The organism is Flindersiella endophytica (assembly GCF_054779015.1).
In genome coordinates, this window is the sequence record NZ_BAAGYY010000023.1 from 599719 (window position 1) to 624673 (window position 24955).

General features: G+C 69.8%; 19 protein-coding genes. 10 read left to right on the forward strand and 9 right to left on the reverse strand.

Annotated elements, in window-relative coordinates:
• Positions 1–5 precede the first annotated feature (5 nt).
• Positions 6–1217, reverse strand: coding sequence for a threonine ammonia-lyase (gene ilvA, locus ACYVF6_RS27120; RefSeq protein WP_460525379.1), 1212 nt, complete (start codon positions 1215–1217; stop codon positions 6–8).
• A 37-nt stretch (positions 1218–1254) separates the two neighbouring features.
• Here ilvA and ACYVF6_RS27125 point away from each other — a divergent pair, with 37 nt between their 5' ends.
• Both ACYVF6_RS27125 and ACYVF6_RS27130 read left to right on the forward strand, forming a co-directional pair.
• Entirely contained in the window at positions 1255–2559 is a 1305-nt protein-coding gene (locus ACYVF6_RS27125; RefSeq protein ID WP_460525380.1) for a cytochrome P450 family protein, read from the forward strand.
• A 13-nt stretch (positions 2560–2572) separates the two neighbouring features.
• Positions 2573–3028, forward strand: coding sequence for a cupin domain-containing protein (locus tag ACYVF6_RS27130; protein WP_460525381.1), 456 nt, complete (start codon positions 2573–2575; stop codon positions 3026–3028).
• Positions 3029–3041: 13 nt separating this feature from the next.
• Here ACYVF6_RS27130 and ACYVF6_RS27135 read toward each other — a convergent pair whose 3' ends face one another.
• Positions 3042–3692 carry a LuxR C-terminal-related transcriptional regulator gene (locus tag ACYVF6_RS27135; RefSeq protein WP_460525382.1) on the reverse strand — a complete coding sequence of 217 codons (651 nt, stop codon included), beginning with the start codon at positions 3690–3692 and terminating at the stop codon, positions 3042–3044.
• A gap of 128 nt (positions 3693–3820) precedes the next feature.
• Between ACYVF6_RS27135 and ACYVF6_RS27140 the strand changes: the two genes are divergently transcribed.
• Genes ACYVF6_RS27140 through ACYVF6_RS27170 form a run of 7 tightly spaced genes read left to right on the forward strand, consistent with a single transcriptional unit; the run spans position 3821 to position 13535 of the window.
• Entirely contained in the window at positions 3821–4708 is an 888-nt protein-coding gene (locus ACYVF6_RS27140; RefSeq protein WP_460525383.1) for a hypothetical protein, read from the forward strand.
• A 4-nt stretch (positions 4709–4712) separates the two neighbouring features.
• Positions 4713–5225 (forward strand): hypothetical protein, encoded by a 513-nt coding sequence (locus tag ACYVF6_RS27145; protein ID WP_460525384.1) that lies wholly within the window; start codon positions 4713–4715, stop codon positions 5223–5225.
• Complete coding sequence (locus ACYVF6_RS27150) at positions 5222–5809, forward strand: hypothetical protein (protein ID WP_460525385.1); 588 nt, start codon at positions 5222–5224, stop codon at positions 5807–5809. The genes ACYVF6_RS27145 and ACYVF6_RS27150 overlap by 4 nt, the downstream gene beginning before the upstream one ends.
• Before the next feature lie 12 nt (positions 5810–5821).
• On the forward strand, positions 5822–6532 hold the full coding sequence (locus ACYVF6_RS27155; protein ID WP_460525386.1) for a PASTA domain-containing protein: 711 nt from the start codon (positions 5822–5824) through the stop codon (positions 6530–6532).
• Positions 6532–11376, forward strand: a complete 4845-nt coding sequence (locus ACYVF6_RS27160; protein WP_460525387.1) for a DUF4056 domain-containing protein — start codon at positions 6532–6534, stop codon at positions 11374–11376. The genes ACYVF6_RS27155 and ACYVF6_RS27160 overlap by 1 nt, the downstream gene beginning before the upstream one ends.
• Before the next feature lie 57 nt (positions 11377–11433).
• A complete protein-coding gene (locus ACYVF6_RS27165) occupies positions 11434–11910 on the forward strand; it encodes a MarR family winged helix-turn-helix transcriptional regulator (RefSeq protein WP_460525388.1) in 477 nt (158 codons plus the stop codon).
• On the forward strand, positions 11910–13535 hold the full coding sequence (locus ACYVF6_RS27170) for an MDR family MFS transporter (RefSeq protein WP_460525389.1): 1626 nt from the start codon (positions 11910–11912) through the stop codon (positions 13533–13535). The genes ACYVF6_RS27165 and ACYVF6_RS27170 overlap by 1 nt, the downstream gene beginning before the upstream one ends.
• 96 nt (positions 13536–13631) lie before the next feature.
• On the opposite strand, the gene ACYVF6_RS27175 is transcribed toward ACYVF6_RS27170, so the two are convergent.
• Genes ACYVF6_RS27175 through ACYVF6_RS27185 form a run of 3 tightly spaced genes read right to left on the reverse strand, consistent with a single transcriptional unit; the run spans position 13632 to position 17022 of the window.
• Positions 13632–14732 (reverse strand): NAD(P)/FAD-dependent oxidoreductase, encoded by a 1101-nt coding sequence (locus ACYVF6_RS27175; RefSeq protein ID WP_460525390.1) that lies wholly within the window; start codon positions 14730–14732, stop codon positions 13632–13634.
• 59 nt (positions 14733–14791) lie between these two features.
• Positions 14792–16012, reverse strand: a complete 1221-nt coding sequence (locus ACYVF6_RS27180) for an AI-2E family transporter (RefSeq protein ID WP_460525391.1) — start codon at positions 16010–16012, stop codon at positions 14792–14794.
• A 29-nt stretch (positions 16013–16041) separates the two neighbouring features.
• Positions 16042–17022: an ROK family protein gene (locus ACYVF6_RS27185; protein ID WP_460525392.1), complete on the reverse strand. Its 981-nt coding sequence runs from the start codon at positions 17020–17022 to the stop codon at positions 16042–16044.
• A gap of 39 nt (positions 17023–17061) precedes the next feature.
• On the opposite strand from ACYVF6_RS27185, the gene ACYVF6_RS27190 reads away from it, so the two are divergent.
• Positions 17062–17958 (forward strand): hypothetical protein, encoded by an 897-nt coding sequence (locus ACYVF6_RS27190; RefSeq protein WP_460525393.1) that lies wholly within the window; start codon positions 17062–17064, stop codon positions 17956–17958.
• Between the two features lie 220 nt (positions 17959–18178).
• Here the strand turns inward: ACYVF6_RS27190 and ACYVF6_RS27195 are convergent, their stop codons facing one another.
• From ACYVF6_RS27195 to ACYVF6_RS27210, 4 genes are all read right to left on the reverse strand, one after another.
• Positions 18179–21562: a DNA polymerase III subunit gamma/tau domain-containing protein gene (locus ACYVF6_RS27195; protein ID WP_460525394.1), complete on the reverse strand. Its 3384-nt coding sequence runs from the start codon at positions 21560–21562 to the stop codon at positions 18179–18181.
• Positions 21563–21742: 180 nt separating this feature from the next.
• Positions 21743–22915: a M20 family metallopeptidase gene (locus tag ACYVF6_RS27200; RefSeq protein ID WP_460525395.1), complete on the reverse strand. Its 1173-nt coding sequence runs from the start codon at positions 22913–22915 to the stop codon at positions 21743–21745.
• Positions 22916–22980: 65 nt separating this feature from the next.
• Positions 22981–24099 carry an enolase-like domain-containing protein gene (gene menC / locus ACYVF6_RS27205; protein ID WP_460525396.1) on the reverse strand — a complete coding sequence of 373 codons (1119 nt, stop codon included), beginning with the start codon at positions 24097–24099 and terminating at the stop codon, positions 22981–22983.
• Positions 24096–24905, reverse strand: coding sequence for a hypothetical protein (locus tag ACYVF6_RS27210; protein WP_460525397.1), 810 nt, complete (start codon positions 24903–24905; stop codon positions 24096–24098). The genes menC and ACYVF6_RS27210 overlap by 4 nt, the downstream gene beginning before the upstream one ends.
• Between the last annotated feature and the right edge of the window lie 50 nt (positions 24906–24955).

The window sequence follows — 24955 nt, forward strand, 5'->3', positions numbered from 1 at the left end:
CGTTTCTAAAAGTTCACGGCGTACCCAGCAGCCTCGAGCCGCGACAGGATGTCCGAGCGATGCTGCGGCCCCCGCGTCTCCACCCGCAGCCCCACCTCCACCTCGTCCAGGTGCAGCGACGCCGACGTCCGTTCGTGTACGACCTCCAGTACGTTCGCGTCCGCCGCGGCCAGCTCCCCGAGCATCGCCGCCAGCCCGCCGGGCCGGTCCGGGATCGTGACGCGGAACGAGAGGTACCTCCCCGCCGCCACCATGCCCTGCTGGATCACCCGCATCAGCAGGATCGGGTCGACGTTCCCGCCGGACAGCACGGCGACGATCGGCGGCTCGAACGCCTCCGGGTTCTCCAGCAACGCGGCCACCGCCGCCGCGCCCGCCGGCTCGACGACCAGCTTCGCCCGCTCCAGCAGCGCCAGCAGCGCGCGCGACAGCGCGTCCTCGGTGACGGTCACCACTCCGGCCACGTACGACCGCACCAACGAGAACGGCACGTCACCCGGGCACCCGACCGCGATTCCGTCGGCCATCGTCGCCATCGAGGAGAGCGGCACCGGCTGCCCGGCCTCCAGTGAGGCGGGGTACGACGCCGCCCCGGCCGCCTGCACTCCCACCACGCGCGCCGACGATCCCCGGGCCGCCAGCACCGAGGCGATCCCCGCCACCAGCCCGCCCCCGCCCACCGAGACCAGCACGGTCCGTACGTCCGGGCACTTCTCCAGGATCTCCAGCCCCACCGTGCCCTGCCCCGCGACCACATCGGCATGGTCGAACGGATGGATCAGCACCGCTCCGGTCGAAGCGGAGTAGTCCCGCGCCGCCACCAGCGCCTCGTCGATCGTGGTCCCGGCGAACCGCACGTCGGCTCCGTACGCACGCGTCGCCTGCTCCTTCGGCAGCGGCGCACCGTGCGGCATGAACACCGTCGCCTTGATGTGCAGCAGGTTGGCGGCCAGCGCCACGCCCTGCGCGTGGTTGCCGGCCGAAGCGGCCACCACACCGCGAGCGCGCTCGGCCGCCGACATGCGGGCGATCCTGGTGTAGGCGCCGCGGATCTTGAACGAACCGGCGCGCTGCAGGTTCTCGCACTTGAGGAAAACGGGCCCGCCGGCCTTGGCAGACAGCCACCGCGAGCTCTCCATCGGCGTGACCCGGGCCACGCCGTCGAGCAACGCGCCGGCCGCCTCGATGTCGGCGAGCAGTGCTGAGAGGTCGGTCATGCTCGCAGTCTGGCACCGACGCGCGTACAACCGAGGTATGGCCCATCCGACAGCGCTCCCGCCCGGTCCGTCCGGCCCGCTGCTCTATCTCGGCTGGCTGTCGCGCCGCAGCCCGACGTCGGCGCTGGAACGGTTCGCGCGCGACTACCCCCGGCTGGCGGCCACCAGGATCGGCCGCCACTCCGTCTACCTGCTCAACCATCCCGACCTGATCACGGAGCTGTTCGTGACGAACGGCCGGGCGCTTCGCAAGGGCCGGTCGATGGAGAAGATCAAGCTGCTGCTCGGCGACGGCCTGCTCACGAGCGAGGGCGAGCTGCACGCCAGGCAGCGCCGGCTGATCCAGCCCGCCATGCACGGCGACCAGCTCGACGCGTACCGCGACCTGATGACCAGCGCCGCGGGCGAGGTGTCCGCGGGCTGGGAGGAAGACACCCGGGTAGACATCCACCGCGAGATGTCGGCGCTGACGCTGACCGTCGTCGGGCACGCCTTGTTCGGCCGGCAGCTGGTACGTGAGACCGCAGAGGTCGCCGCCTGCCTGGACGTCCTGCTCAGCGGGTTCGCCCGCCATCTGCTGCCAGGCGCCGACTTCCTGCTGGGGTTGCCGACGCCGACGAACCGCCGCCGGTTCGCGGCCGTCGACCGGCTGGACGCCCTCGTACGCAGGCTGGTCGAGGAGAAGCAGGCGAACCCTGGCAACGACCTGCTGTCGGTGCTCGCGTCGAGAATGGACGAGAAGCAGGCCCGCGACGAGGCGATGACGCTCCTGCTCGCCGGCCACGAGACGACGGCCAACGCGCTCGCCTGGACCTGGCTGCTGCTCGACCAGAACCCCGAGGTCGCGACCTGGTGGCATGCGGAGATCGACGAGAAGCCGTTGGTGTACGAGGGTCTGCCCCGCACCCGGGCGGTGCTCGCCGAGGCGATGCGGCTCTACCCGCCGGCGTGGATCCTGGGCCGCAGGCTGCTGCGCCCCATCGAGCTCGACGGCTGGACGCTGCCGGCCGGAGCGTTGTGCGTCGCCAGCCAGTGGGCGATGCACCACGATCCGCGGTTCTGGGCGAAGCCGGGATCGTTCTGGCCCGAACGCTGGCTGACCGGCGGCGGCGAGTTCGACGAGTCGGCACCCGGCCAGCCGCGCGGTGCGTACCTCCCGTTCGGCATCGGCTCGCGGTTGTGCGTCGGGCGCGGATTCGCCTGGCTGGAAGGCGTTCTGCTGCTGGCGACGCTCGGCCGCGCGTGGGCGCCGCGACTCGTGGCGGGTCATCGGATCGACGTCGTGCCGGCCATTACGCTGCGACCGAAGAACGGCCTGCCGATGACCCTGAGCTCTCGCTGAAGGAGACCCACCCGTGGGAAGAGTCCGTAAGTTCCTCGTGGCCGGCGCTTGCGCCGCGACGCTGGCCGCAGTACCGGGAGCCGCCCTCGCCACACCGCCGTCCGGCGTGACCGCCGAAGTTCTGGCCGCGGGCAACGCTCCACACGGCATCAAGCTGAAGAGCCGCGGCGACACCGACGTCACCGTGCGCATGATCACGATCCAGCCGGGCGGCACCACCGGCTGGCATTACCACGACGGCCCGCTGATCGCTGTCGTGCAGTCCGGAACGCTCACCCGCACGCTCAGCGACTGCTCGACGGAGGTCTCGCACGCGGGCGACTCGTTCGTCGAGCCCGACGGGCACCGTGCCGTGCACGTGGGCCGCAACCTCGGCACGGAACCGGTCGTGCTGTACGTGACGTACGTACTGCCGAAGGGAAGCCCGTTCTCCGAGGACGCCGAAGCCCTCGACTGCGATTCACACTAGGATCACACGCGAATCAACCTGGAATGAATTGTTCGCGCGCCCGGGCGGCTGCTTCCGAGCGGCGCCGGGCGCCGAGCTTCTCCAAGATATTGTGTACGTGGTTTTTGACCGTACTGACCTCGATGTAGAGCTTGGCCGCAATTTCCTTGTTCGACATGCCGTGGTCGATCAAGATGAGAATTTCGCGCTCTCTGCCGGTCAGCCGGTTCGAGTCGACCCGCTGCCGGGCGATGGTCGTGACCCGGCGCATCAGCGTGGCCACGACCTTCGACGCGCAGGCCACCTCGCCACGTGCGACCGCGTCGACGGCGGACACGACATCATCGAGCGTGCCGTCGTTGGCGACGAATCCCGAAACGCCCGCTTCGGCGCAGTCCACGATGGATTGACTGTCGTCCAGGCTGGCGAGGGCGACCAACTTCGCGTGTGGCTCCGACTCCGCGAACGTGCGTACGGCACGCACGCCTGCCGACGTCGAGGCGTCGGCGAGCACCACGTCCACACAGCGATCGCGAAACCGGAAGGTGGCCTCCTCGGCCGAGCCGGCAACGCCTACGACATCGACTTTTCTGTGCTGCTCCAGTGCGGCAGCCAGTCCCTCCCGGTGAATACGCACCGGCCCCAAAACCAAAATACAAATCATCCGCCCCGTGTCCCTCCCCAAGCGCAAACAGCGTAGACCACAAATGCCCACAGCCAAAGGGGTCCTCGGGTCTAGATCTTTTGGTTCAGCGCCAAATAGACAATTCGCTTCAGGTTTCCGGGCATCGGCTATTCCTAGACTCACCGCTTATGACAGAGAGCTTCGCCGGTACGTACTATCCCCGGCTGCGTGAGGTCCTCGACCCCAGGTTCGCCTCGCTGACCGACGCCGAACTGGAGGCCGCGTTCGAGTCGGCGTTCGGCGAGGGCGTCACGCCGGCAGAGTACGAGGAACTGTTCGGTGGCCTGGGCAACGCGCTCAGCGGTGTCGCCAAGGACGTGGGCAAGTTCGCCCAGCAGGCCGCGCCGTTCGTGGCCACCGGTGCGCAGGGCGCCCTTCGGGGCGCCTCGGCCGGCAGCGCGCTCGGCCCGTACGGCGCGCTGATCGGAGGTCTCACCGGCGCGACCGGTGCCGTACTGCAGCGCACGGGCAGCGGCACGGCCCGCGATGTCGGCAACGTGCTGTCCGGTGTGGTGAACACCGCGGGCGCGCTCACGGGACGTGGCGTCCCCGGCAGTGCGGGCGGAGCAGCCGGTCCGGCCGCTCCCCCTCGACTGCTAGCCGGCCAGAGCACCGCGCCCTCGGGCATCGCCAACCTGCTCGGCTTCCTGCAACGCCAGGAGACACCGAACGCCATGCAGACACTCGCACGCGGCAGCAACGTGCCTGTGCCCGTCGGCCCGCAGGCAACCCCCGTGCCCGCCAGCGCGTTCGCCAACCTGCTGGCCGCGCTGGCCCAGGCAGCCGCGGCCGAGGCGATCGACGACGAGGCGGCCGAAGCGATCCCCGGCTACCTGCTGGACTCCACCGGTACGCCGGTCGTCGACCCGTCGGACCCCGAGCAGCGGGCGGCCCGCCTGCTGCAGCTGATGTCCGCCGACGCCGACGACCCCTACGGCCCTTACGAAACAGACGACTTCGAGGCCTACTACGACGAGGCCGACGAGCTCGCGCTGTACGAGACGCCCGGCTGGTGAACCGATGACCGACCAGCAGCAGATGCTCGCGCTCCTGCAGCAGCAGCTCACCGGTGGAGCGAGCATGCAGGACACCATCGCCAAGCTGGCCGAGGGAAACCCCCAGCTGCAGCAGATGACACAGCTGCTCGCCCAGCGCGAGGAGCAGCTCCAGAACGACCTCGACGAGCAGGAACAGCTGGACCTGCAGACCGAGGCCGAGGTGCAGCGCGACGAGCAGCGCCGCCAGCGCTCCGAAGCAGTACGGCGGCACTTCGACGACCTGACGGCAGAACTGGAAGGCCTGCGCGGCCTGCTCGACGAGGTAGGCGCCGCGCTCGGCGCCTGCCCGGCCTGCTTCGGCACCGCGACCGGCTGCCGGTGGTGCCGGGGCCGCGGCCAACCGGGCTTCATGCCGCCGGACCCAGCGGGCTTCGAACGGCTCGTGATGCCCGCTGTAAGGGTGCACGTCCGCCTCCGCGGGCTGGACAGCATCGACCGAACCAACCAAAGAACCCGCGAAGGGACCCGCTCATGAACGGAATCGACGAGGACCTCGACCTCGAGGGCCTGCTCGAGAACTACGGACTGGACGAGGACGACTTCGGCGAGGCGGCCAGGCGAAGGCCGGCCTCGCTGCGTACGCCTGCCCGGCAGAGCAGCTTCGTTCCACGGCAGGCGCCGACCGCTGCCAGCCAGGGCCAGGTGCAGCAAGCCGCGCGCAGCCTGGACAGCAAGATCGAGACGTTGAGCAACGCGGTCAAGGCACTGGAGTCGCGTACCAACACGATCGCCGTCGAGCAGGACAAGATCGGCACGACCGTACGCAAGGAGATGCTGACCCGCAAGAAGGGCACCGACGGAATCCGTGCCGAGTTGCAGCAGACCAAGATGCTGCTCATCCTGCTGCCGCTGCTGACCCAGCAGACCGTGGAGGCGACGGACGACTCGGGCAAGACCGTCAACGTCGTCACCCAGTCCAGCAACCAGCTCAGCCTGCTGCTGCCGTTGCTGCTGCTGATGCCCGGCGGGTACGGAGGCAGCAGCGGTTCCGGCCAGGCCGGCGGGATGGACACGACCATGTTGCTGCTGCTGGTTCTCCTGCTCGGGCAGAACAAGTAGGGGGTGGACGCGATGGCGTTGACAGGCATCACCATCGGCGGCGCGGGTACCGCGACGCCGGTCGCCGTACCCGATGTCGTCGGGCAGGACCAGGCCGACGCCGAGCAGGCGCTGAAGGACCGTGGCTTCAAGGTCCTCGCGAGGCAGGTCGAGGCCGACGGCACCGAAGGCACGGTGTTCAGCCAGGACCCGGCGGGAAACACCGCCGCCAACCGCGGCTCGACGGTCCAGCTGTTCATCGTCGAGAACCCCGACATCCCGCTCAACATCGGCCAGGAGCTCGCCGAGATCAAGGCCGCGCTCGCACTGGTCGAGACCGACACGACCGCGGCCCAGCGCAACCAGGCCGTGCTGGACAAGCTCGACACCGTCGAGACCGACACGACCGCGGCCGAACGCAACCAGGCCGTACTCGACAAGCTCGACACCGTCGAGACCGACGCCGATGCCGAGGCGCGCAAGCAGGAGATCCTCGACCAGGTGGCGCTCGCCGAGACCGACGTGAGTGCCGAGACCCGTAACCAGGCCGTGCTCGACAAGCTCGACACCGTCGAGACGGACTACACCGCCGAGCAGCGCAAGCAGGAAGTGGTCGGCAAGCTCGAGACACTCGAGTCCGACGACAGCGCCGAGGCCCGCAAGCAGGAGATCCTGGACGCGCTCTCGGAGCACGACAAGGACCACCCAGCTCGCAAGTCGAGCTCCACGCAGCGCAGGTCCTGATGGACCCGGCGCTGCATCGCCTGGCGGCAAGCGGTGCGCCCCGGGACGAGGTCGCGGTACTCCTGCGGCTTCGTGACCCGGCGGCGCACCCGCGAGCCGCGCGGATCGTGTGCCGCTTCGGCGACATCGCGACCGCCCGGGTACGCCGGGAGGCGATCCGCGAGCTCTGGTCCGACCCGGCCACGCTCAGCGTGAAGGCGCCGCGCTCATACCGCCCGGACGTCGAGCCCGTCGGGTTCGACGTCGGGTCCGTCCCGGGTCCGCTGCAAGCCCCCACCCAAGCCTCCGCCTCGGTCGAGCCCGCCCAATCGGCCGAGGCGGAGCCCCGGCGTACCACCGATCGGATCCGGCCGCCGGGACTGACGGCGGCTGGACGCGGCGTCGTGATCGGCTCGGTCGACTGGGGCTGCGACATCGCCCATCCCGACCTCCGCCGGCGGGACGGCCGGACCCGGCTGCTCGCGCTGTGGGACCAGCGGCCCGCCGCGTTCGGACTGGCGGAGCCGTATGGCTACGGGCGGATCCTCGACGCGTCTGCGATCAACGCGGCGCTGCGTACTCCCGATCCGTACACCTCGCTCGGCTACGACCCGCTCGACTTCGACGCGGGCTTCGGAGCGCACGGCACGCACACGCTCGGGATCGCGTGCGGTAACGGCCGGGGCGGCGGTCCGGCCGGCATGGCACCGGCGGCCGACATCGTCGTCGTCAGCCTGGCCAAGCAGGGCAGCTCAGGCGCCGCGCCGCTCGGCGACTCGGTCGAGCTCCTGGAGGCGATCGACTTCATCCTCCGGACCGCCGGCGACCGGCCCTGCGTCATCAACCTCAGCCTCGGCCGGATGGCCGGCGAGCACACCGGGCACACGCTGGTCGAGCTCGCCATGGACCACCTGCTCACGGCCGCGCCGGGCCGGGCGATCGTGCAGAGCTGCGGCAACTACTTCCAGCGCCAGGGCCACCTGTCGTGGCAGCTTCGGGCTGGTGACGTTCACGAGTTCGAGGTCGAGGTCGACGCGGGCGACCGGACGCCCAACGAGGTGGACCTGTGGTACTCCGGCCGCGATCGTCTGCTCGTCGAGCTCGCGACACCTGACGGGCGGCACCGTACGGTCGTACCGCTCGGCGAGCAGGGAAAGATCGAGCGGGACGGTCGCGTGCTCGCTCACGTCTTCCACCGCGCCGAGGACCCGAACAACCACGACCGCGAGGTCGTCGCCTACCTCGAGCCGGTGCCCGGCATCGAGCGCTGGCGCTTCACGCTGACCGCGCAGGACGTGCCGGACGGCCGGGTCCACGCGTGGATCGAACGCGACAACGCCTGCCGCAGCTGCCAGTCGCGCTTTCCCAGGGATGCGGCCGACGCGCGTACGACGATCGGCACGATCGCCAACGGGCACAGGACTTTGACGGTCGGCGCGTACGACGCGCACGATCCCGGCCGCGCGATCGCGGCGTTCAGCAGCTCCGGCCCGACCAGGGACGGCCGGGCGAAGCCCGACCTGGTGGCACCGGGAGTGATGGTGCTGGCCACACGGTCGCGGCAGTCCGGGCCGAGCCGGGGGCCGTTGTACGGGCGGATGTCCGGCACCAGCATGGCGGCACCGGCCGTCACCGGGACGATCGCGTTGCTGTTCGAGGCCGCGCGGCGCAAGCTCACGATCGAGGAGACCCGGCGCCTGCTGCTGGCCGGCTGCGATCCCTTCGGCGACGGCAGCGACGCGCTGCGGGCCGGGCACGGCTATCTCGACCCGGCTCGTGTACTGGAGAGCTTGACGGGGAGCACACAGATGAACCAACCATGCGGATGCTCCGGCCACGCGGCGATCGGCGCCCGGACGGCCGAGGCCGGCGAGGAGACCGTCGCCGAGCAGGGCGGCCTGCGTTGTCCGAGCTTCTCCGGCGACGCAGACCTCGCCGCGGTGTTGGCGGGCCGGCTGCGGCTGGGCGCACCCGGCACCAGCCCTTACCCGGCTCCCGTACGCAGCAAGGGTTCCGCGGTGCGCAAGGTGCAGGAGCAGCTGGTCGCGGCCGGCTTTCCGATGCCGAAGTACGGCGCGGACGGCTCGTTCGGGCGGGAGACGGGTGCGGCCGTCGTCCAGTTCAAGACCGAGCACCGGATCGAGCCGAACGATCCCGTGGTAGGCCCGCAGACCTTGCGAAAGCTCGACTCGCTCTGCGCCACGCACGGTGGCGGCAAGCCGGGATGCTCACCGTCCGACTTCCGGGTCGCGGTGATCGGCGGCGGGTTCGCCGGGCTGATGGCCGCGTGGAGCCTGCACGACGGCGGCTTTCGCGTCACGGTCTTCGAGGCGAGCGGGATGCTGAACGGACGGGTGCGTACCGACACCTCGATGATTCCCGGCAAGGTGCTCGAAGCCGGCGCCGAGCTGATCGGTGAGAACCATCCCACGTGGAACCTGCTGGCGAAGAAGTTCAAGCTGACGCTCGACGAGGTCACCGAGGACTACAAACCCCTGAAGAAAAGGGTGATCCTCGGCGGTGCGGTGCTCACCGACAAGCAGCTGGCCGATGCCCGCCGCGAGATCGTACGTGTGCAGAAGGCGATCGGCTCGGAGGCGGCGAAGGTGAGCGCGGTCGCGCCGTGGAACGCCACGGACGCCGCCGCGCTGGACGCGAAGACCGTCGCGCAGCGCATCAGTGAGGCGGACATGTTCGGGCCGAAGCCGAGCATCGCGCGGAGCCTGTTCGAGTTCGTGCTGGAGAACGACCAGTGCGCGCCACTGGACCGGCAGAGCTACCTCGGACTGCTCGCGGCGGTGAGCGCGCACGCGTTCAAGGGCGACTACCTCGGCTACTGGAACAGCACCGAGACGCATCGCTGCCGGGGCGGCAACGAGCAGCTCGGAACCCTGCTGGCGAAGGGCCTTCCGGACGTACGGCTGAACAGCCCCGTCATAGCGATCGGCGTCGACTCGGACAAGGTCCGGGTCGGCTACGACAACGGCACCGCCTCGGTGATCGAGACGTTCGACTATGTCGTGCTGACCACCGCACCGCAGGTCTGGCCGCGGATCGACTCGACGCCTGCGTTCCGGCCCGCCGACTTCACGATGGCGCACGGGCCGGCGGTGAAGCACCTGAACGCGTTCGACACGGAGTTCTGGAAGAAGCTGGGGCTCGCGCCGAGCGTCCTGTCCGACGCGATCGGCAGCGTCTGGGAGGGCACCGACAACCAGCACAAGCCGGCGAAGGGCGCTGGACTGTCGGTCTACTCCGGGAGCAAGTACGTCCTGACGGCGAGTCGTTACGAGGACGAGCTCGAGGTGCTCTACAAGGGCTACAAGACACAGCCTGGGCGTAAAAGCCTGCTGGTGGACTGGCCGAACGAGCCGTGGGTCAGGACCGGCTACTCGATTCCGGCGCCGGGGCAGGTCACGACGATCGCGAAGGCCTTGAGCAAGCCGTTCCGGGGGCGGCTGTTCTTCGCGGGCGAGCAGGCGTCGCCGGGGTTCTACGGCTACATGGAGGGCGCCCTCGCTTCCGGGCTACGGGCGGCCGGGCAGATCGCACTCACGGCACGTGACGCGTGCGGCGCACGGGGTGTGGCGGAAGTTGCGGAATGGGAGGAAGCCATGCGGGGAACGACGTTTTCGTTCGCGGAGGATGTGGAGCCGGCTGGGCTGGCCGAAGCGGTGGGGCCGTGCCCAGATGTCGAGGTCGCGCCGGCGGCCCGGCCGAAGCTGCTGGTCCGTGGTTCGGTGGACTCGGCGGTACGCAACGCGCAGGCCAGGCTCAACGCCTACCACGCGGCCGAGGTCTCGGCCGGCCGTTCCGGACTGCCGGGGGCGCCGCTGCGGGAGGACTGCCAGTTCGGCAACGGCACGTTCGGCGCCGTCCTGGCGTTCCAGAAGCAGGTGTTCCCCGGTGTACCCGCCGAGCACGACGGCCGGATCGGGTCGCACACGTGGGCGAAACTCGACCTGTTCGCGCCGGCCGCACCGCCGCCGGTGGCTCCTCCGGTGGCGGTCGCGCCACCGAGCCCGCCCAGCCCGGCTCTCGCCGGCCCGCCGACGGCCGGATTGGGCGGGCGGCCCTGCTGCTTGCTGGAGTCCGGATCGCTGCGCGGCGCGACGACCGTCGGTGGATACACCGCCAGCGTGGCGGGCACGGTCTACACCGGCAAGGCCGGGTTCGTCGACTTCGGCCACCTGTGGGACGCCGCCGACCTGACCGGGTGGGTCTACCAGGAGATCCACAAGGCGGGCGGCGCGTCCGGCACCAAGATCCGCTGCACCGAAGGCGAGGCCGAACTGACGGGCGCGGCACCGGCGAGTGAGTGGCTGACGCTGGCCCGCTCGATCGCGTTCGACGACACGTTCTGCCACGAGATCAGCTCCTATTGGCAGGATCAGTGCGGGAGCGCGTTGGTCGCCTTCGGCACGCACAACTCGTCGTTCTCGCCGGAGGACCTGTGCTCCAACTACCTCGGCACGCTGGTGGCCGAGCGCGCTCTGGTCGCGGGTGGCTCGTGGGTGGCGGCGCTGACCAGCGAGGTCACTGCGCTGCTCGCCTCGCTCGACGCGCAGACCGCTACCGAGACCGGTAAGGCGTTCGACCTGATCAAGCACCGTTGGGTCGACGTCAGCATGAGGGCCCTCGATCCTTGCTATCTCAGGCGGCGCAACTTCACGTCGGTGCCGTGGAAGACCGGTCACTCCAGCGACACGCCGACGCCGGCGTTCGTCACCGCGCCGTTCTCACTGACGGCGACCTACGAGTACCGCCACTCGTCGGGCTTCAAGCGGGCCGACTTCACCGCCCAGGTCACCGCGATCAAGACCGACGCGGCGACCAAGTACGGCCCCGACTTCGACAAGCGCTGAAGCCTGCGCTCTCCGTAATTTATTTGCTTGATACAAGCAAGTGCGTATGCTTGCGTGGTGCAACCAACCGATCTGGACCCGAACGCGCCCGCGGCCGACGACGCCGTACGCGACACCTCCGAGGCCCTCCTGATCGCGCTGATGCGTACGTTGCGCCTGGTCAAACGCGTCGAGGACCAGTCGGTCGAGCCGAGTCAGATGTGGCTGCTGCACACCCTCCAGTGCGCGGGATCCGTACGACTGTCGGAGCTCGCTGGCAGACTTCATCTCGATGCTTCGACGGTGAGCCGCCAGGTTCGCGCGCTCGAAGAGGCCGGCCTGGTCACCCGCACCACCGACCCCGACGACCGACGCGCCACTCAGCTGGCGGCGACCGCCAGCGGGCACCGCGTGCTGCAGGAGTCCTTCGAACGCCGCCGGGCTCGGCTGGCCGAAGTCCTCCAGGGCTGGGCTTGCGACGACGTGGTCGCGTTCGAGCGCATGCTCACCCGACTTGCCAACACTTTGGAAGAACACGAAACAGAGAGCTGTTGATGAGCGAACCTCAGTCACAACCACAGGCGGCCGGGGCACCGGCCCAGGTCGCCGGTGACGGCCCCAACTACCTTTCCCACCGGCAGATCCTGGTCGTCCTCGGCGGCCTGATGGCGGGCATGCTGCTCGCCGCGCTCGACCAGAGCATCGTCGGCACCGCGCTGCCGCGGATCACCAGCGAGCTCGGCGGCATCGACAAGCTGGCGTGGGTGGTCACGGCCTACCTCCTGACGTCCACCGCGGCCACGCCGCTGTGGGGCAAGATCTCCGACCTCTACGGCCGGCGCCCGATCTTCCAGGCCGCGATCGTGATCTTCCTGGTCGGCTCGCTCGCGGCCGGCTTCTCGCAGGACATGACCCAGCTCGTGGCGTTCCGGGCGTTGCAGGGCATCGGTGGCGGTGGCCTGTTCGCGCTCGCGATGGCCGTCATCGGCGACGTCATCCCGCCGCGCGAACGCGGCCGCTACATGGGCTTCTTCGGTGCCGTCTTCGGCGTCTCGTCGGTGGCCGGTCCGCTGCTCGGTGGCTGGTTCACCGACGGCCCGGGCTGGCGCTGGATCTTCTGGATCAACGTCCCGATCGGCGCGGCCGCGCTGGTCGTCACGTCGGTCGCGTTGAAGCTGCCGCGGGTCAAGCGGGAACACAAGATCGACTACCTCGGCGCGGCGGCCATCGTCGCGGCGGTGTCGAGCCTGGTGCTCTATCTCTCCTGGCGCGGCACGCAGTACGGCTGGACCGAGACCTGGGCACTCGTGCTGGTCGGCGCCGGCGTCGTGCTCGCGGCCCTGTTCGTCCTCATCGAGTCGCGGGCGACGGAGCCGATCATCCCGCTGCGGCTGTTCCGCAACCCCGTCTTCAGCACCGGCAACCTCTTCGGCTTCCTGGCCGGCGTGGCGATGTTCGGCTCGATGCTCTACATCCCGCTCTACCTTCAGGTCGTGAAGGGTCAGTCGCCGACGATCTCCGGCCTCGCGATGCTGCCGGCGGTGGCCGGCATCTTCTCGTCGTCGATCTCGTCGGGCCAGCTGATGACGCGCAACGGCCGCTACAAGATCTACCCCATCCTCGGTGCCGCGGTCCTGACGCTCGCGCAATACCTCATGTCGACGCTGCACAGCGACACCTCGATGTGGCAGATCGGGCTCTACGAATACCTCTTCGGGCTCGGCCTCGGCTTCACGATGCAAACGATCACGACGGCCGTGCAGAACTCCGTCAACTTCCGTGACATGGGCACCGCGACCTCGGCGACCACGTTCTTCCGTCAGATGGGCGGCGTCCTCGGTGCAGCCATCTTCGGCGCGATCCTGGCCGACCGGCTGACCCACTACGTCGCGCAGGCGCTGCCGGCCGAGGTGATGTCGCGCATCCCACCAGGCGCGATCGAGAACGTCGAGTTCATCAAGACGCTGCCGCCCACCCTCAAGGGCCCGATCATCGAGTCCTACGTCCAGTCCCTGCAGGACGTCTTCCTGGCCGGCGTCCCGGTGACGATCGTCGCGCTGGTGGTGGCCTTCTTCATCAAGGAGCTCCCGCTGGCCTCCCGCAAGGACGCAACACCCACCACCCAGCCCGGCGCCGCCGACGGCGACGCCGAGCCCGTGTTGAGCACTCCCGTTCACTAGACAGCTGTTGGAGGTTTCTCGGTCTCTCTCATATCGGGGGACGACCCCCCAGGCCCCGATGTGAAAGGCCGAGAAACCTCCAACGACTCGACGGCTTCAGCGCGTCAACGCGTACGGCGAGAGGTCGAGCTCCGGCGAGCCCACCAACGCGGCAGCCAGCACGCGACCCGCGTACGGCGCCATCGTCAGCCCGGTCGGGCCGAAGCCGGTCACCACGTGCAGCCCCGCCACACCGGCCACCGGACCGATCAGCGGCCGCCCACCCGGCCGGTACGGCCGGAAGCCGATCCGCGTCTCCAGGTGGGTCGCCACACCCAGGCCGGGCGCCACCGCGAGCGCCTCGTTCAGCACCTCCGCCAAGCCCACGGCCGTCACGCGGTAGTCGAATCCGCTCCCCACCTCCCGCGTCGCACCCACGACGACGCGCGAGTCGTCGAAGGCCAGGAGGTAGTGGTCGGTGCCCGGCAGCACCACCGGCCAGCGCGACGTGTCCGTTCCGGCGAGTCCTAGGTGCACGATCTGCCCACGCTGCGGCTCCACGTCCACCGAGATCCCGGCCGGCTCCAGCAGCGCCGGCGTCCACGCGCCGGCCGCCACCACGATCGCGTCGGCATCGAGGCGCACGCCGTCGACCAGGACGCCGGTCACCCGGTCGCCGTCGACCTCGAGCCGCGCCGATCCCGGTACGAACGTCGCACCGTGCAGCGCCGCCGAACGCTGCAACGCATCCCGCATCGCCCGGCCGTCGACCCGCGCGGCACCGCTGATGTGCAGCGCGGCACCACCCGGCCGCAACGGCGGGAACAGGGCCTGCGCCTCCGCGCCAGTAAGTACAGACACCTCGCCGAGCTCCGGCGTCGAAGCCTGCCGCTCCACCAGCCGCTGCCGCAACGGCTCGAGCTCCTCAGCCGACGACCCCAGCCGAAGCGCGCCCACCCGCCGGTAGCTCAGCGCCTGCTCGCCGTCGGCCTCCAGCCGTTCGATCAGCGACGGGTAGTAACGTGCGCCGCCGGCCGCGATCTCGTACCAGTCGGCGTCCGTACCCTCCGACGTCCACGGCCCGACGATCCCGGCACCGGCCGCGGTCGCCTCCCCCGGCAGCGGCTCGCCGATGAGCGTCACCTCGGCTCCCGCGACCACCGCGTGGTACGCGACGCTTGCTCCGGCGATCCCAGATCCGACGACGACAATGCGCATGAACGGGCTCCTCACTTCCACTCAGAGGTTCTCGAAGCCCATCATTACGTCATCAAAGCTCAGGTCTTGCCGCCCGTTCCGGGTATGGCCGGTTCGACTTCCTCGACCGGCGCGGAACGCCCGCTGAGGTAGCTCGTGATGCCCTTCAGCACCGCGACCAGCGGAACGGCCAGCAACGTACCGACGATCCCGCCGATGTAACTGCCGGCCGCGATCGCCAGCACGATCGCCAACGGATGCAGCCGGACCAGCCGGCCCATCAGGAACGGCTGCAGGACGTGCGACTCCAGCTGCTGCACGAGCACCACACCGCCGAGCATCACCAGCGCGACCAGCGGCCCGTGCACGACGAGCGCGACCAGCACGGCGACCACGCCCGACACCACCGCACCCACGACCGGGATGAACGACGCGATGAACACCAGCACGCCGATCGGGATCGCGAGCGGCAGCCGCAGGATCAGCGCGATACCAGCGATCCCCACCGCGTCGACGAACGCCACCAGCACGGTCGCCCGTACGAACGCGGTCAGCGAGACCCAGGCGCTACGGCCCGCGCCGTCGGCCGCTTCCCGGGCGTTCCGTGGGAACAGCCGGACGACGAACGTCCAGATCTGCTCGCCTTGGTACAGCAGGAAGATCGTCGAGAACAGCACGATGAAGAACCCGGCGACCACGTGCCCGAGCGTCGAACCGACGTGCAGCGCGCTCTGCGTGAGCTGGTCCGAACTGCCACTGATCGCCTCGCGCGCCTGGTCGAACCAGGAGTTGAACTGAGCATCGGAGATGTGTAGCGGCCCGGTCTGCAGCCACTTGTGGATCTGGTCGATGCCCTTGGTCACCTGCGCGGTCAGATCGTCGAACCCGGACGCGACCTGCTGGCCGACCAGCGTCAGCAGGCCGCCGATCACGATCAGGACGCCGACCAGTGTGATCGCGGCCGCGAGCCCGCGCGGCAGACCGGCGCGCGCCAGCAGGTTGACCACCGGCACGATCAGCGCGGTCAGCAGCAGCGCGACGGCGACGGGCACCACGATCACCCGAAGCTGGACGATCAGAAAGCAGATCACGGCGATGGCGGCCGCGATGATCAGGAACCGCCACGACCACTCGGTCGCGATCCGCACGCCACGCGGTATCTCCACGCCCTCGGACGATCTGGCGTCCGACAGCTTCGAATCGACGACGGCGGCAGCGGCAGCAGTGGCGGCGGCCTGTGCCGCCTGCGCGACTTCGGCGTGCCGGCGTTCTCGGAGCCGGCGAAGCCTCGACTTGAGCATCTTCAGGTCCTACCCCCGTCGCTCGTACGTCAGTCGGCCGACCAGTACCGGTGGCCGGCCAGGATGAACGCTGCGGCGCCGACGATACCGGCGTTCTGGTCCAGGCTGGCCGGACCGACCGTCGCGCCCTTGGTGAAGTCCATCCGGGCGTACTCGCGGAAAGCGTGCTCCAGCGGATCGAACAGCAGCGGCCCGACCTGCGAGATCCCGCCGCCGACGACGATCCGCGTGACGTCGCAGGCCGCGACGGCCGACGCGATGCCCATGCCGACCGCGCGTCCGGCCCGTTCGAACGCGGCGATCGCCAGCTTGTCACCGGCGCGCGCGTCGTCGGCCAGCTCACGTGCGGTCGCGGCCGGGTCGTTCGTACGCCAGCCCTGCGCGTGCGCCCACTCCGCCAGCGCCGGCCCGCGCGCGATCGCCTCGACGCAGCCGTGACCACCACAGCCACACGGCGGCCCGTCCGGGTCGACGACGATGTGCCCGACATGTCCGGCGTTGCCGGTCGCGCCGTCGATCAGCCGCCCGCCGAGCACGAGCCCGCCGCCCACGCCGGTCGACACGACCATGCCCAGCATGTTGGGTACGCCCCGGCCGGCGCCCTTCCAGTGTTCGGCCACGACGACCGCGATCGCGTCGTTGTGTACGCGGACGGGGAGACCGGGGTAGGCCGCGCGCAGGCGCGAACGCAGCGGGAAGCCGCGCCAGGCAGGCATGTTCAGCGGTGAGACGGCTCCATGGGGCCAGGTCATCGGCCCACCACATCCGACGCCGACGCCCTGCAGCCGGGGCCTGCCGGCTCGTTCCAGTACGCGCTCGCACAGCTCGTGCAGTCGGTTCCAGATGGCCTCGGCGTCGTCCTCCGGGCCTGCCATCGTCGGGCCGCGGTCGGAGGTGATAACGATGCCGTCGGAGTCGATCACGCCTACAGCGATCTTGGTCCCGCCGATGTCGATCGCGAGCACCGGATCGGTGGATCCCAAAGATGTTGCAGTGCTGTGCTCTGTCATGGCAGCAAATCTTGCCCTCCACCCACCACACTTGGAGCCATGGGGTGGGGAGCACCAGAATCCGAGCCGGACATCGCCGAGGTCACCGAACCCCGACGGATGCCAACCTGGGCCAAGCGCGCACTGTGGATCGGACTCCCCGTGCTCGCGATCGCACTCTTCGTCATATCTCGCCAGATCGGCGAGGATTTCAAGGTGGCCGTCGACCCGGTGCGGTTCGACCAGCGATACGAAGCCGACATCGACCTGCGCGTCACCAACCTGACGGGCGAGCTACAAGGTGTGATCATCCGCCCACCGGCGCATGCGGGCATCCAACTGCACGACGTCACCGGTGTAGTACGCCGCGACTTCCCGAACGAGGCGCCGATCTACATCGTCGAGGTGAGGCAAGAGACCACGCTGACGATCCGGCTCCGCCCAACCGACTGCGCCGCCGCCCGCGCCGGCGGGAACGGGACTGCCCAGCTCAAGTTCGAGATCGGCCCGGTCGTCGGCCGCAAGGAGAACGTCCAGCTACCCATCGGCACCTGGCGCGACCTCATCCCTCCCGCCTGCGACGACGCACCGAACCGCGGCCAGCCCAAGCTCGCCGACCAGAGGGTCGTCTCGGCCGGCGCATTGCTGGTGATCCAACTCGAGATCGACAACGAAGGTGGGCTACCCCTCACCTTCACCCGTGCCACGCTCGACCAGGGCGTGCCGGCCGGCGTTCTCCGCTCCGCCAACGCTCCGGAAGGGCGTCGCCTGGACATCGGGCAGAGCTCCCGCATCACGCTCACGTTCCGCAAGGGTGACTGCGATGTGCCGGAGGACGGTCCGGCCCGGGTGGCGTTGCACTACGCCACGCCGTCGACTGGGAAGGAGGAGACGCTCACCGTTCCGCTGGCCGACACTTGGACCAATCTGCTGGGGGCTTGTTCCACTCGCAGGTGAGGCTTTTACTTTGCCCGCGCTCTCTTTGCTTCTCTCGAACCGCCGCCTGTGGGGTCTAGGGGGTGTCCTGTAAGTGTCGGCGGATAGCGAGGACGGTCATGGCGCCGGGCTGGCAAGGCGGGCGGAGTCGATCGCAAAAGGTCATACGGGCGATCTTCGTCCAACGCAGCCAGCGTGGGGCCAGGGCCGCCGCAGCCCGGCGACACTTGCAGGACACCCCCTAGGAAAGGCGGCCCAACCCAGCCAGCGGATCGTGCTCTGGCTGGAGGCGTGGCGGCACCGTCACGTGGTTTCCGTTGCGGCCGTTCGCCGGGCCGTGCCGTTCTTCCTCTGGTTGTAGCGGGGGGAGGTCGGCGATCTCGACCGAGGTGGGCCCGTTTCCGCCCGTACGCCGTCGGGCGGATTCGACGGCGAGGTCGGCGAGGTAGGTCGCCAGCCGGGCGTTTCGCAACTGTCCTTCCCCTGGCGTCGAGGTCAGGAGGTCGCCGGCCGCGCGGGCTGCTTCGTCGGTCACGGACATTCCGCGGCGCTCGACCACTCGGCTGAACAACATCGAGAAGTCTGCGCCGTCGAAGTCGCGCGTTCGCACCACGCGCCACCACGCGGCCAGCGCCGCGTCGGCGTCGACCAGGCGGCGGTAGCCGTCGATCGCTGCGAAGCCGACGACCTGCAGGCCTCCACCGAAGCCGCTGATCAGACGGTTCAGTTCCTCGGCGAGCGCCTTGCCGTTGAGCCCGTGGTTGACCAGCCGGTCCAGTCCATCGATCACCACCAGCTGCGCCCCACGGCAAGCAGCCAACCGATCCCGGAGTTCGGCGACGGCAGTAGCGGTGCCGAGCCGTGCGAAGTCCTCGTAGCCGACCCACATCGGCGCGCCGTGGAAACCTCTGATCGTCAGCAGCCGCGACAGAATGTCGACGGTGAGTCCTCGTCCGGTGCCAGGTGGGCCGGCCACGAGCAGCCGCACCGGCTGGTCGGGGCTGCTCGCGATCTCCCGCAACGCGGCGGCGAGTGCCGGCTGTCCGATGATCCGATCGATCATGCGGTACGACTGAGCGAGTACCCCACCAGGTTCGTTCCCCTCGACCGGCTCGGCCGGCGGAGCGGCGGCCCGTTGAACGGCGCGCTGGGCCGGCCGCGGCAGGTCGCTCACGCTGAGCCGCGTGGGCTCGCCGGACGAGGTGCCGTTGCTCGCGGGTTCGTGCACGCCGTTACGCACGCTGAACGCCGACTCCGGCATCGCCACCAGCTCCGGCGCCGCCATCGGCTCGGGCTCGGGGTCGCCCAACGGCTCGGGGGTCGGCCCGCCCGGTGCCTCGCCGACGACCGGCAACGTGGGAGCTTCCTCCGGCTCCGGCTCCGGCTCGACCTCGGCAGCCGGCTCGGGCCGGCGCTCTGGTTGCGCCGGCTGCTCCTCGCCCAGGTTGAGCTCGGCAAGCCCAGGCCCCGAAAGCTCCGGCTCGGCCGGCGTCTCGGGTACGGTCGCCTCGGCCTGGGCGGCGCTCGGCTCGGGAAGCTCCGGTTGTACGAGTTCCGCCTCTGCCGCCTCAGGTTCCGCGAGCCCAGGCTCCGGAACGGACGACTCCGTGGCCACGGGTTCCGTAGCCTCCGGCTCCGCAACCTCGGGCTCAGCAACCTCCGGACCCGAAACCTCGGACCCGGCAGCCACCGACTCGGCGCTCACCGGCTCGCCCGACGCGGGCTGGACAGGTCCCGGCTCGTTCGCCACGTACTCGTTCGGCCGAGCTTCGTTCTTCGCGGGCTCAGCGAACTCCGGCGCGTTCCCGGCGCGCTCGGTCAGCCGGGCATCGTTCATCGCGGGCCGTAGGAACTCTGGTGCGTTCGCGGCGCGCTCGTTCGACCAGGCCTCGTCCATCGCAGGTCCGGCGAAACCCGGCGCGTTGCCCGCGCGCTCGCTCGACCACGCTTCGTTCGTCGCAGACTCAGCGAACTCCGGCGCGTCCGCCGCGCGGTCATCCAGCCCAGCCTCGTCCATCGCAGGGCGGGCGAAACCCGGCGCGTTGCCCGCGCGCTCGCTCGACCAGGCCTCGTCCATCGCAGACTCAGCGAAACCGGGCGCGTTGCCCGCACGCTCAGCCAGCCCAGCCTCGTTCACCGCAGGCCCAGCGAACTCCGGCGCGTTCCCCGCGCGCTCGCTCGACCACGCCTCGTCCATCGCAGACTCAGCCAACTCCGGCGCGTCCGCCGCACGCTCATCCAGCCCAGCCTCGTCCATCAAAGGGCCGGCGAAACCCGGCGCGTTCGCCACGCGCTCGGCAAGCCCCGGATCGCCAGACTCGGGCTCGAGGCGCATCTGCTCCGCGTACGCCCGCGGCGCGCCCGCGTCCGCCGGACCAGCCGCCGACCCAATCACCGGGGCGGCCATCGATCCGGCCATTCGTCCGGACGCCAGCCCGGTCACCGGCATCGGCGACGGCTCGACGTCGACCTGTGCGCGTACGGTCGCGCGGTTCGTGCGTCCCACCGGCGCGGCCGCGGCACCGCTCAACGGATGCCGCACCTGCCGTACGCGGAACAGCCGCCGCAGGTCGGCCTGGAACTCCGTCACCGGCACCAGGCACGGGTCCGGCGTCACCGGCTTCCCCGGCGCGCCCTGCACCGCAGCCGTGAACCGTACCGAGAGGTCCAGGAACGCCCGGCCCAGCTCGACCTGCCCGAGCACCAGCGCCCGCGACAGGTACGCACGGATCCGCTGCCGCCACTCCGCCACGTGGAACGTCGAGGCCAACGCCGGCAGGCGTTCCTCGATCTCGCTGTAGAGCTCGCCGCGCGCACCCACGGCCAGCTCCGCCGGCACCTCGGTAGTGCCTGCCTGTAACAACAACTCGGCCAGCAACGTCTTCGGGTCGCCCGCACCCACGACGGCGTCGGCCAGCTTCTCCTGCGCGCCCAGCCAGCCGTCGATGATCCAGCCGAGGTAGCCGACGGGCCCGGTGAGCTCCGGCAGCACCTGCACGATCTCGTCGCTGGCGGCGTCGGTCCACAACTCCTCGACCCGCAGCCACTCCGGCGCACCACGCGGCGTGGTCAGCACGGTCTCCATCATCGAGCCGTCCTCGCCGACCAGCTCGAACAAGCCCAGCAAACCCTCGCGCCGCTCGTCGACCGGGACGATGCCCTCCAGCGCCCGCAGGATCTCCTCGGTCAGCTCCCACGCCAGCTCACGCAGCGCCCGGTCTTCACCGGCGCAGCGGAACAGCTCACCGTCGGCCGGCCGCCACGGCGACGCCGGGGCTGCCCAGGTCGGCCGCCGGAAGTGTACGGACGCAGGGGTACGGAACCGCTCGACCAGGTCGAGGTCGAGCCGGCAGCGCCGGCCCGCGCGGATCGCACCGTCGCCGAGCAGGAACGCCGTGATGCCGAGCACGTCGGCCACCACGGCCGGCGTCGGGGTGCGGAGCACCGAATGTCGCTCGACCGTGAGCCGCGCGGAACGCGGATCGGCGATCAGCCCGTCGATACGAGCGGCGAGCTCGTCGATCAGACCGTCGGGTACGCGCCAAGGAGTCTGGGAGTACAGGTCGAGCACGGGCTCGTCTGTGAACAGCAGCTCGAGGGAACCGGGGAGTCGGGCGGTGCGCATGACCACAAGTTGATCCTTCAGGCGGGCAGTTGTCGCGCGAGCCTACTAGAGAGCTGTACGCCTCATCACGATTTGGGTCCGAGTGTCCGGCAGCTGGAACTCTCTTTGCAGGTATCGCTGTTCTTATGCAGCCCCCGCGGCCTCCGGCCGCACGGGCCACCCCGCTCCTTCTGGAGCGGGTCAGGAGTCGAACGATTCCAACAGCAGCGCGGCGACGAGGGCGATGCGATCAACAAGTGAAGCCACGATGATCGACTCGTCGGCGGCATGGGCGCCCCGGCCGAGTGGGCCGAAGCCGTCGAGGGTCGGAACGCCGAGCGATCCGGTCAGGTTGGTGTCGCCGGCACCCGGCGCGGGCCGGCCGGCGATGTGCTGTCCGAGCCGCTCACCGGTCGCGATCACACGTTCCAGCAACGGATTGGGATCAGGCGCTGCCCAGGCGGGACGGTTGGACAGCAGTGTGACCTCGACCTTCGCGCCCTCGCGGTTGGGTTGCAACGCGAGCAGCTTGTCGAGTACGGCCCGCTCGACCACGGGATCGGTGAACCGCAGGCCAACCTCGGCGTGCGCTTCACCGGCGACGACGTTACTGCGAGTGCCGCCGTGCAGCTTGCCGATGTTCGAAAGCGTCGTCCCGTCGTTCGGGATCACCGCGCGCATCTCGACCAGCTGGTCGAGCAACTCGTCGATCGCGGAAATCCCTTTGCCTGGGTCGATCGCGGCATGTGCCTCACGCCCTGTGACCTGGATACGGATCCGGCTGGAGCCACGGCGACCGGTCTTGAGTACGCCACGCGGGTGCGGCGACTCGAACCCGAATGCGGCGACGGCACCCCGCGCGTGCTGCTCGATCAGGTGCCGGCTGTCAGGGCTGCCGACCTCCTCATCGGCGACGACTACGAGGCGTACTTGCCGCGCGGGCGAAAGACCCAACTGGGCAAGGGTTCGCAGCGCCGCCTCGATGACGACCAGGCCGCCCTTCATGTCGAAGACGCCCGGGCCGGCGATGCGCTCGCCGTCGTCGACGTACGGCATCGTCGCGAGCCGACCGACCGGCCAGACCGTGTCGTAGTGGCCGATCAGCAGGACGTGCGGCCCTTCGGACGGGCCCCAGGTCGTGACCAGATGATCACCGGCGGGGCCGGGCACGCGCTCGACCCGGCCGCCGATCTCTTCGTGCCCGGCAGCGATCAAGCCGGCGCACGCCGCCAGCGCTTCGGCGTCGCCACTGGGCGATTCCTTGGCGGCGTATGCGCGCAGCCGCGTGCGGGCGAACTCCAGGAACTCCGCGGCGGTGCGAGTGAGGTCGGCCGGCGGCACGCTCGAGTGTGACGTCGGATGTGAAGCAGTCATCGATTCGGATCGTACCGGCCGGATCCGGTAGCGCTTCCTGGCGATCGGTGCATTCCCTCGTGTGTTCAGAGAGTGAGGACCTCGTGCGCGAGACTGCGTACTCGATCTTCGTCGACGTTGTGACCGAGGCCAGGCCGGTCCAGCGGAACGGGCACTTCACCGTCGTACGCGCGGATCGGCGGTTCGACGATGTCTTCGGAGTAGTACTTGTCGGAGCCGGAAACGTCACCAGGCAAGGTGAATCCGGCCAGGCTCGACAGGGCGACGTTCGCCGCCCGGCCGACGCCGAACTCGTGCATGCCACCGCACCACACCTGCCAGCCGGCGCTGGTCGCGAGATCGTGCGCCTGGCGCGCGACGGTGAGGCCACCCATCCGCGAGACCTTGATGTTGAGGATGCGGCCGGCGTCCCAGGTGATCGCGCTCTGCAACTGGTCGAGGTCGTCGATCGACTCGTCCAGGCAGACCGAAGTGTCAAGTTTTGCTTGCAAACGGGCGTGCGCGGCGAGCGCCCCCGGCGCGAACGGCTGCTCGATGAGCAGCAGGCCGAACGTGTCGAGCGTCTCCAGCGACTGCAGGTGCGCAGGCTCCTCGGCGTACGCGCCGTTCGCGTCGACCTGCAGGGCGAGATCGGGGTAGGCCTGACGGACCGCGCGTACGGGCTCGACGTCCCAGGCCGGGCTGATCTTCAGCTTCACCCTGGGATAGCCCTCGCGGACGTACTTGTCGACCTGCGCCAGCAGATCGTCCACCGTTGGTTCGATTCCCAGACTGACACCGCCCAGGATCGTCGTGCGCTCACCGCCCAGCGCCCGGGCGACCGAGATGTCCTCCTTGCGGCAGGCGAGGTCCCAGGCCGCCATGTCCAGGCCGGCCTTGGCGAAGTGGTGCCCGCGGATCCGTGCCCAGGCCAGCCGGGCCTCCGACGGGTCGGTCCACTGGTGTGCCAGCAGGGCCGGGCCGAGATGCTTGCCGAGCACCCACCAGCAGGTGTCGACGGTCTCCGAGCAGTAGAACGGCTCGCTCGGCGATGCGATCTCGCCCCACCCGGCCCAGCCGTCCTCCGACTCCAGCCGGACCAGGATGTGCTCGAGGTAGGACTTTCGGTGTGAGCTGGTCTCGAACTCACGCACCAGGGGCAACCTCACTCGGAACGCTTCCAGCTTCGCCAACCTGGTGCTCATTCAGTCTCCTCGTCCTTGCGCAGCACGTACACCGCTGTCTGGCTATCGGCTACCCGGCACGAACACGCGACGAACCGCCCGTCGATGGCCGATTCCAGCACATCGCTCACCCGGCGTCGTACGTCGGCCGCTTTGTCATGATCGGCGGCGACTGTCGTCCAGTTCCGGGGTACACCGATCAACCGTACGTTGCCGATGTCTGTCGCCTCGCCCCAACGCGGCGGCGCGGTCACTTGGATCGCGCCGGCTGCGTCCGGCGCCGGTCTCGGGCCGCCGGAGAGATCCCACTCGACGACGAGGCGGTCGCTGGTGTGGCCGCGGTCACGTCCCATCTCGTCGATGCCGTAGAAGTTGCGGACGAACCATCGTCCTCGCGCGCCGAGCACGTCGAGGTTGAAGTGGGCGTTGGCGCTTCGCACCGGGTCGTACGTCCAGCGCATCCGCTCCACGCCGGTGGCGAGGACGTGCTCGCGCTGGCCGAGCTTCAGCGCCCGGCCGATGCCCTTCCCCTGCCACTCGTCGGCGACGACGGCGGTCTGGGAATAGTGGTAGACCTCGCCGGTGGCCGCGTCCCTGCCAAGGAACCCGTACGCGAAGCCGATCAGCTCACCGGGACCGGTCCGCGCCGCATCGGGGAAGGCGCCCATCACCGAGCCACCGTTGTGCCGTAGCGCGGCGAGCAGGCGCGGGCTGACAGCGGGATCGGTCTGGTCGAGCCGCAGCACGGCCCGGTAGAGGTCGATGGCGGCGCGATACTCCTCCGGCGACTCCAACGGCCGGACGACAGCGCTGTTGTTGCTCGTCACGTGGTTGTTTGTAACACGCCGTGGCCGGCCGCTCGTCGGCCCGTCGGCGC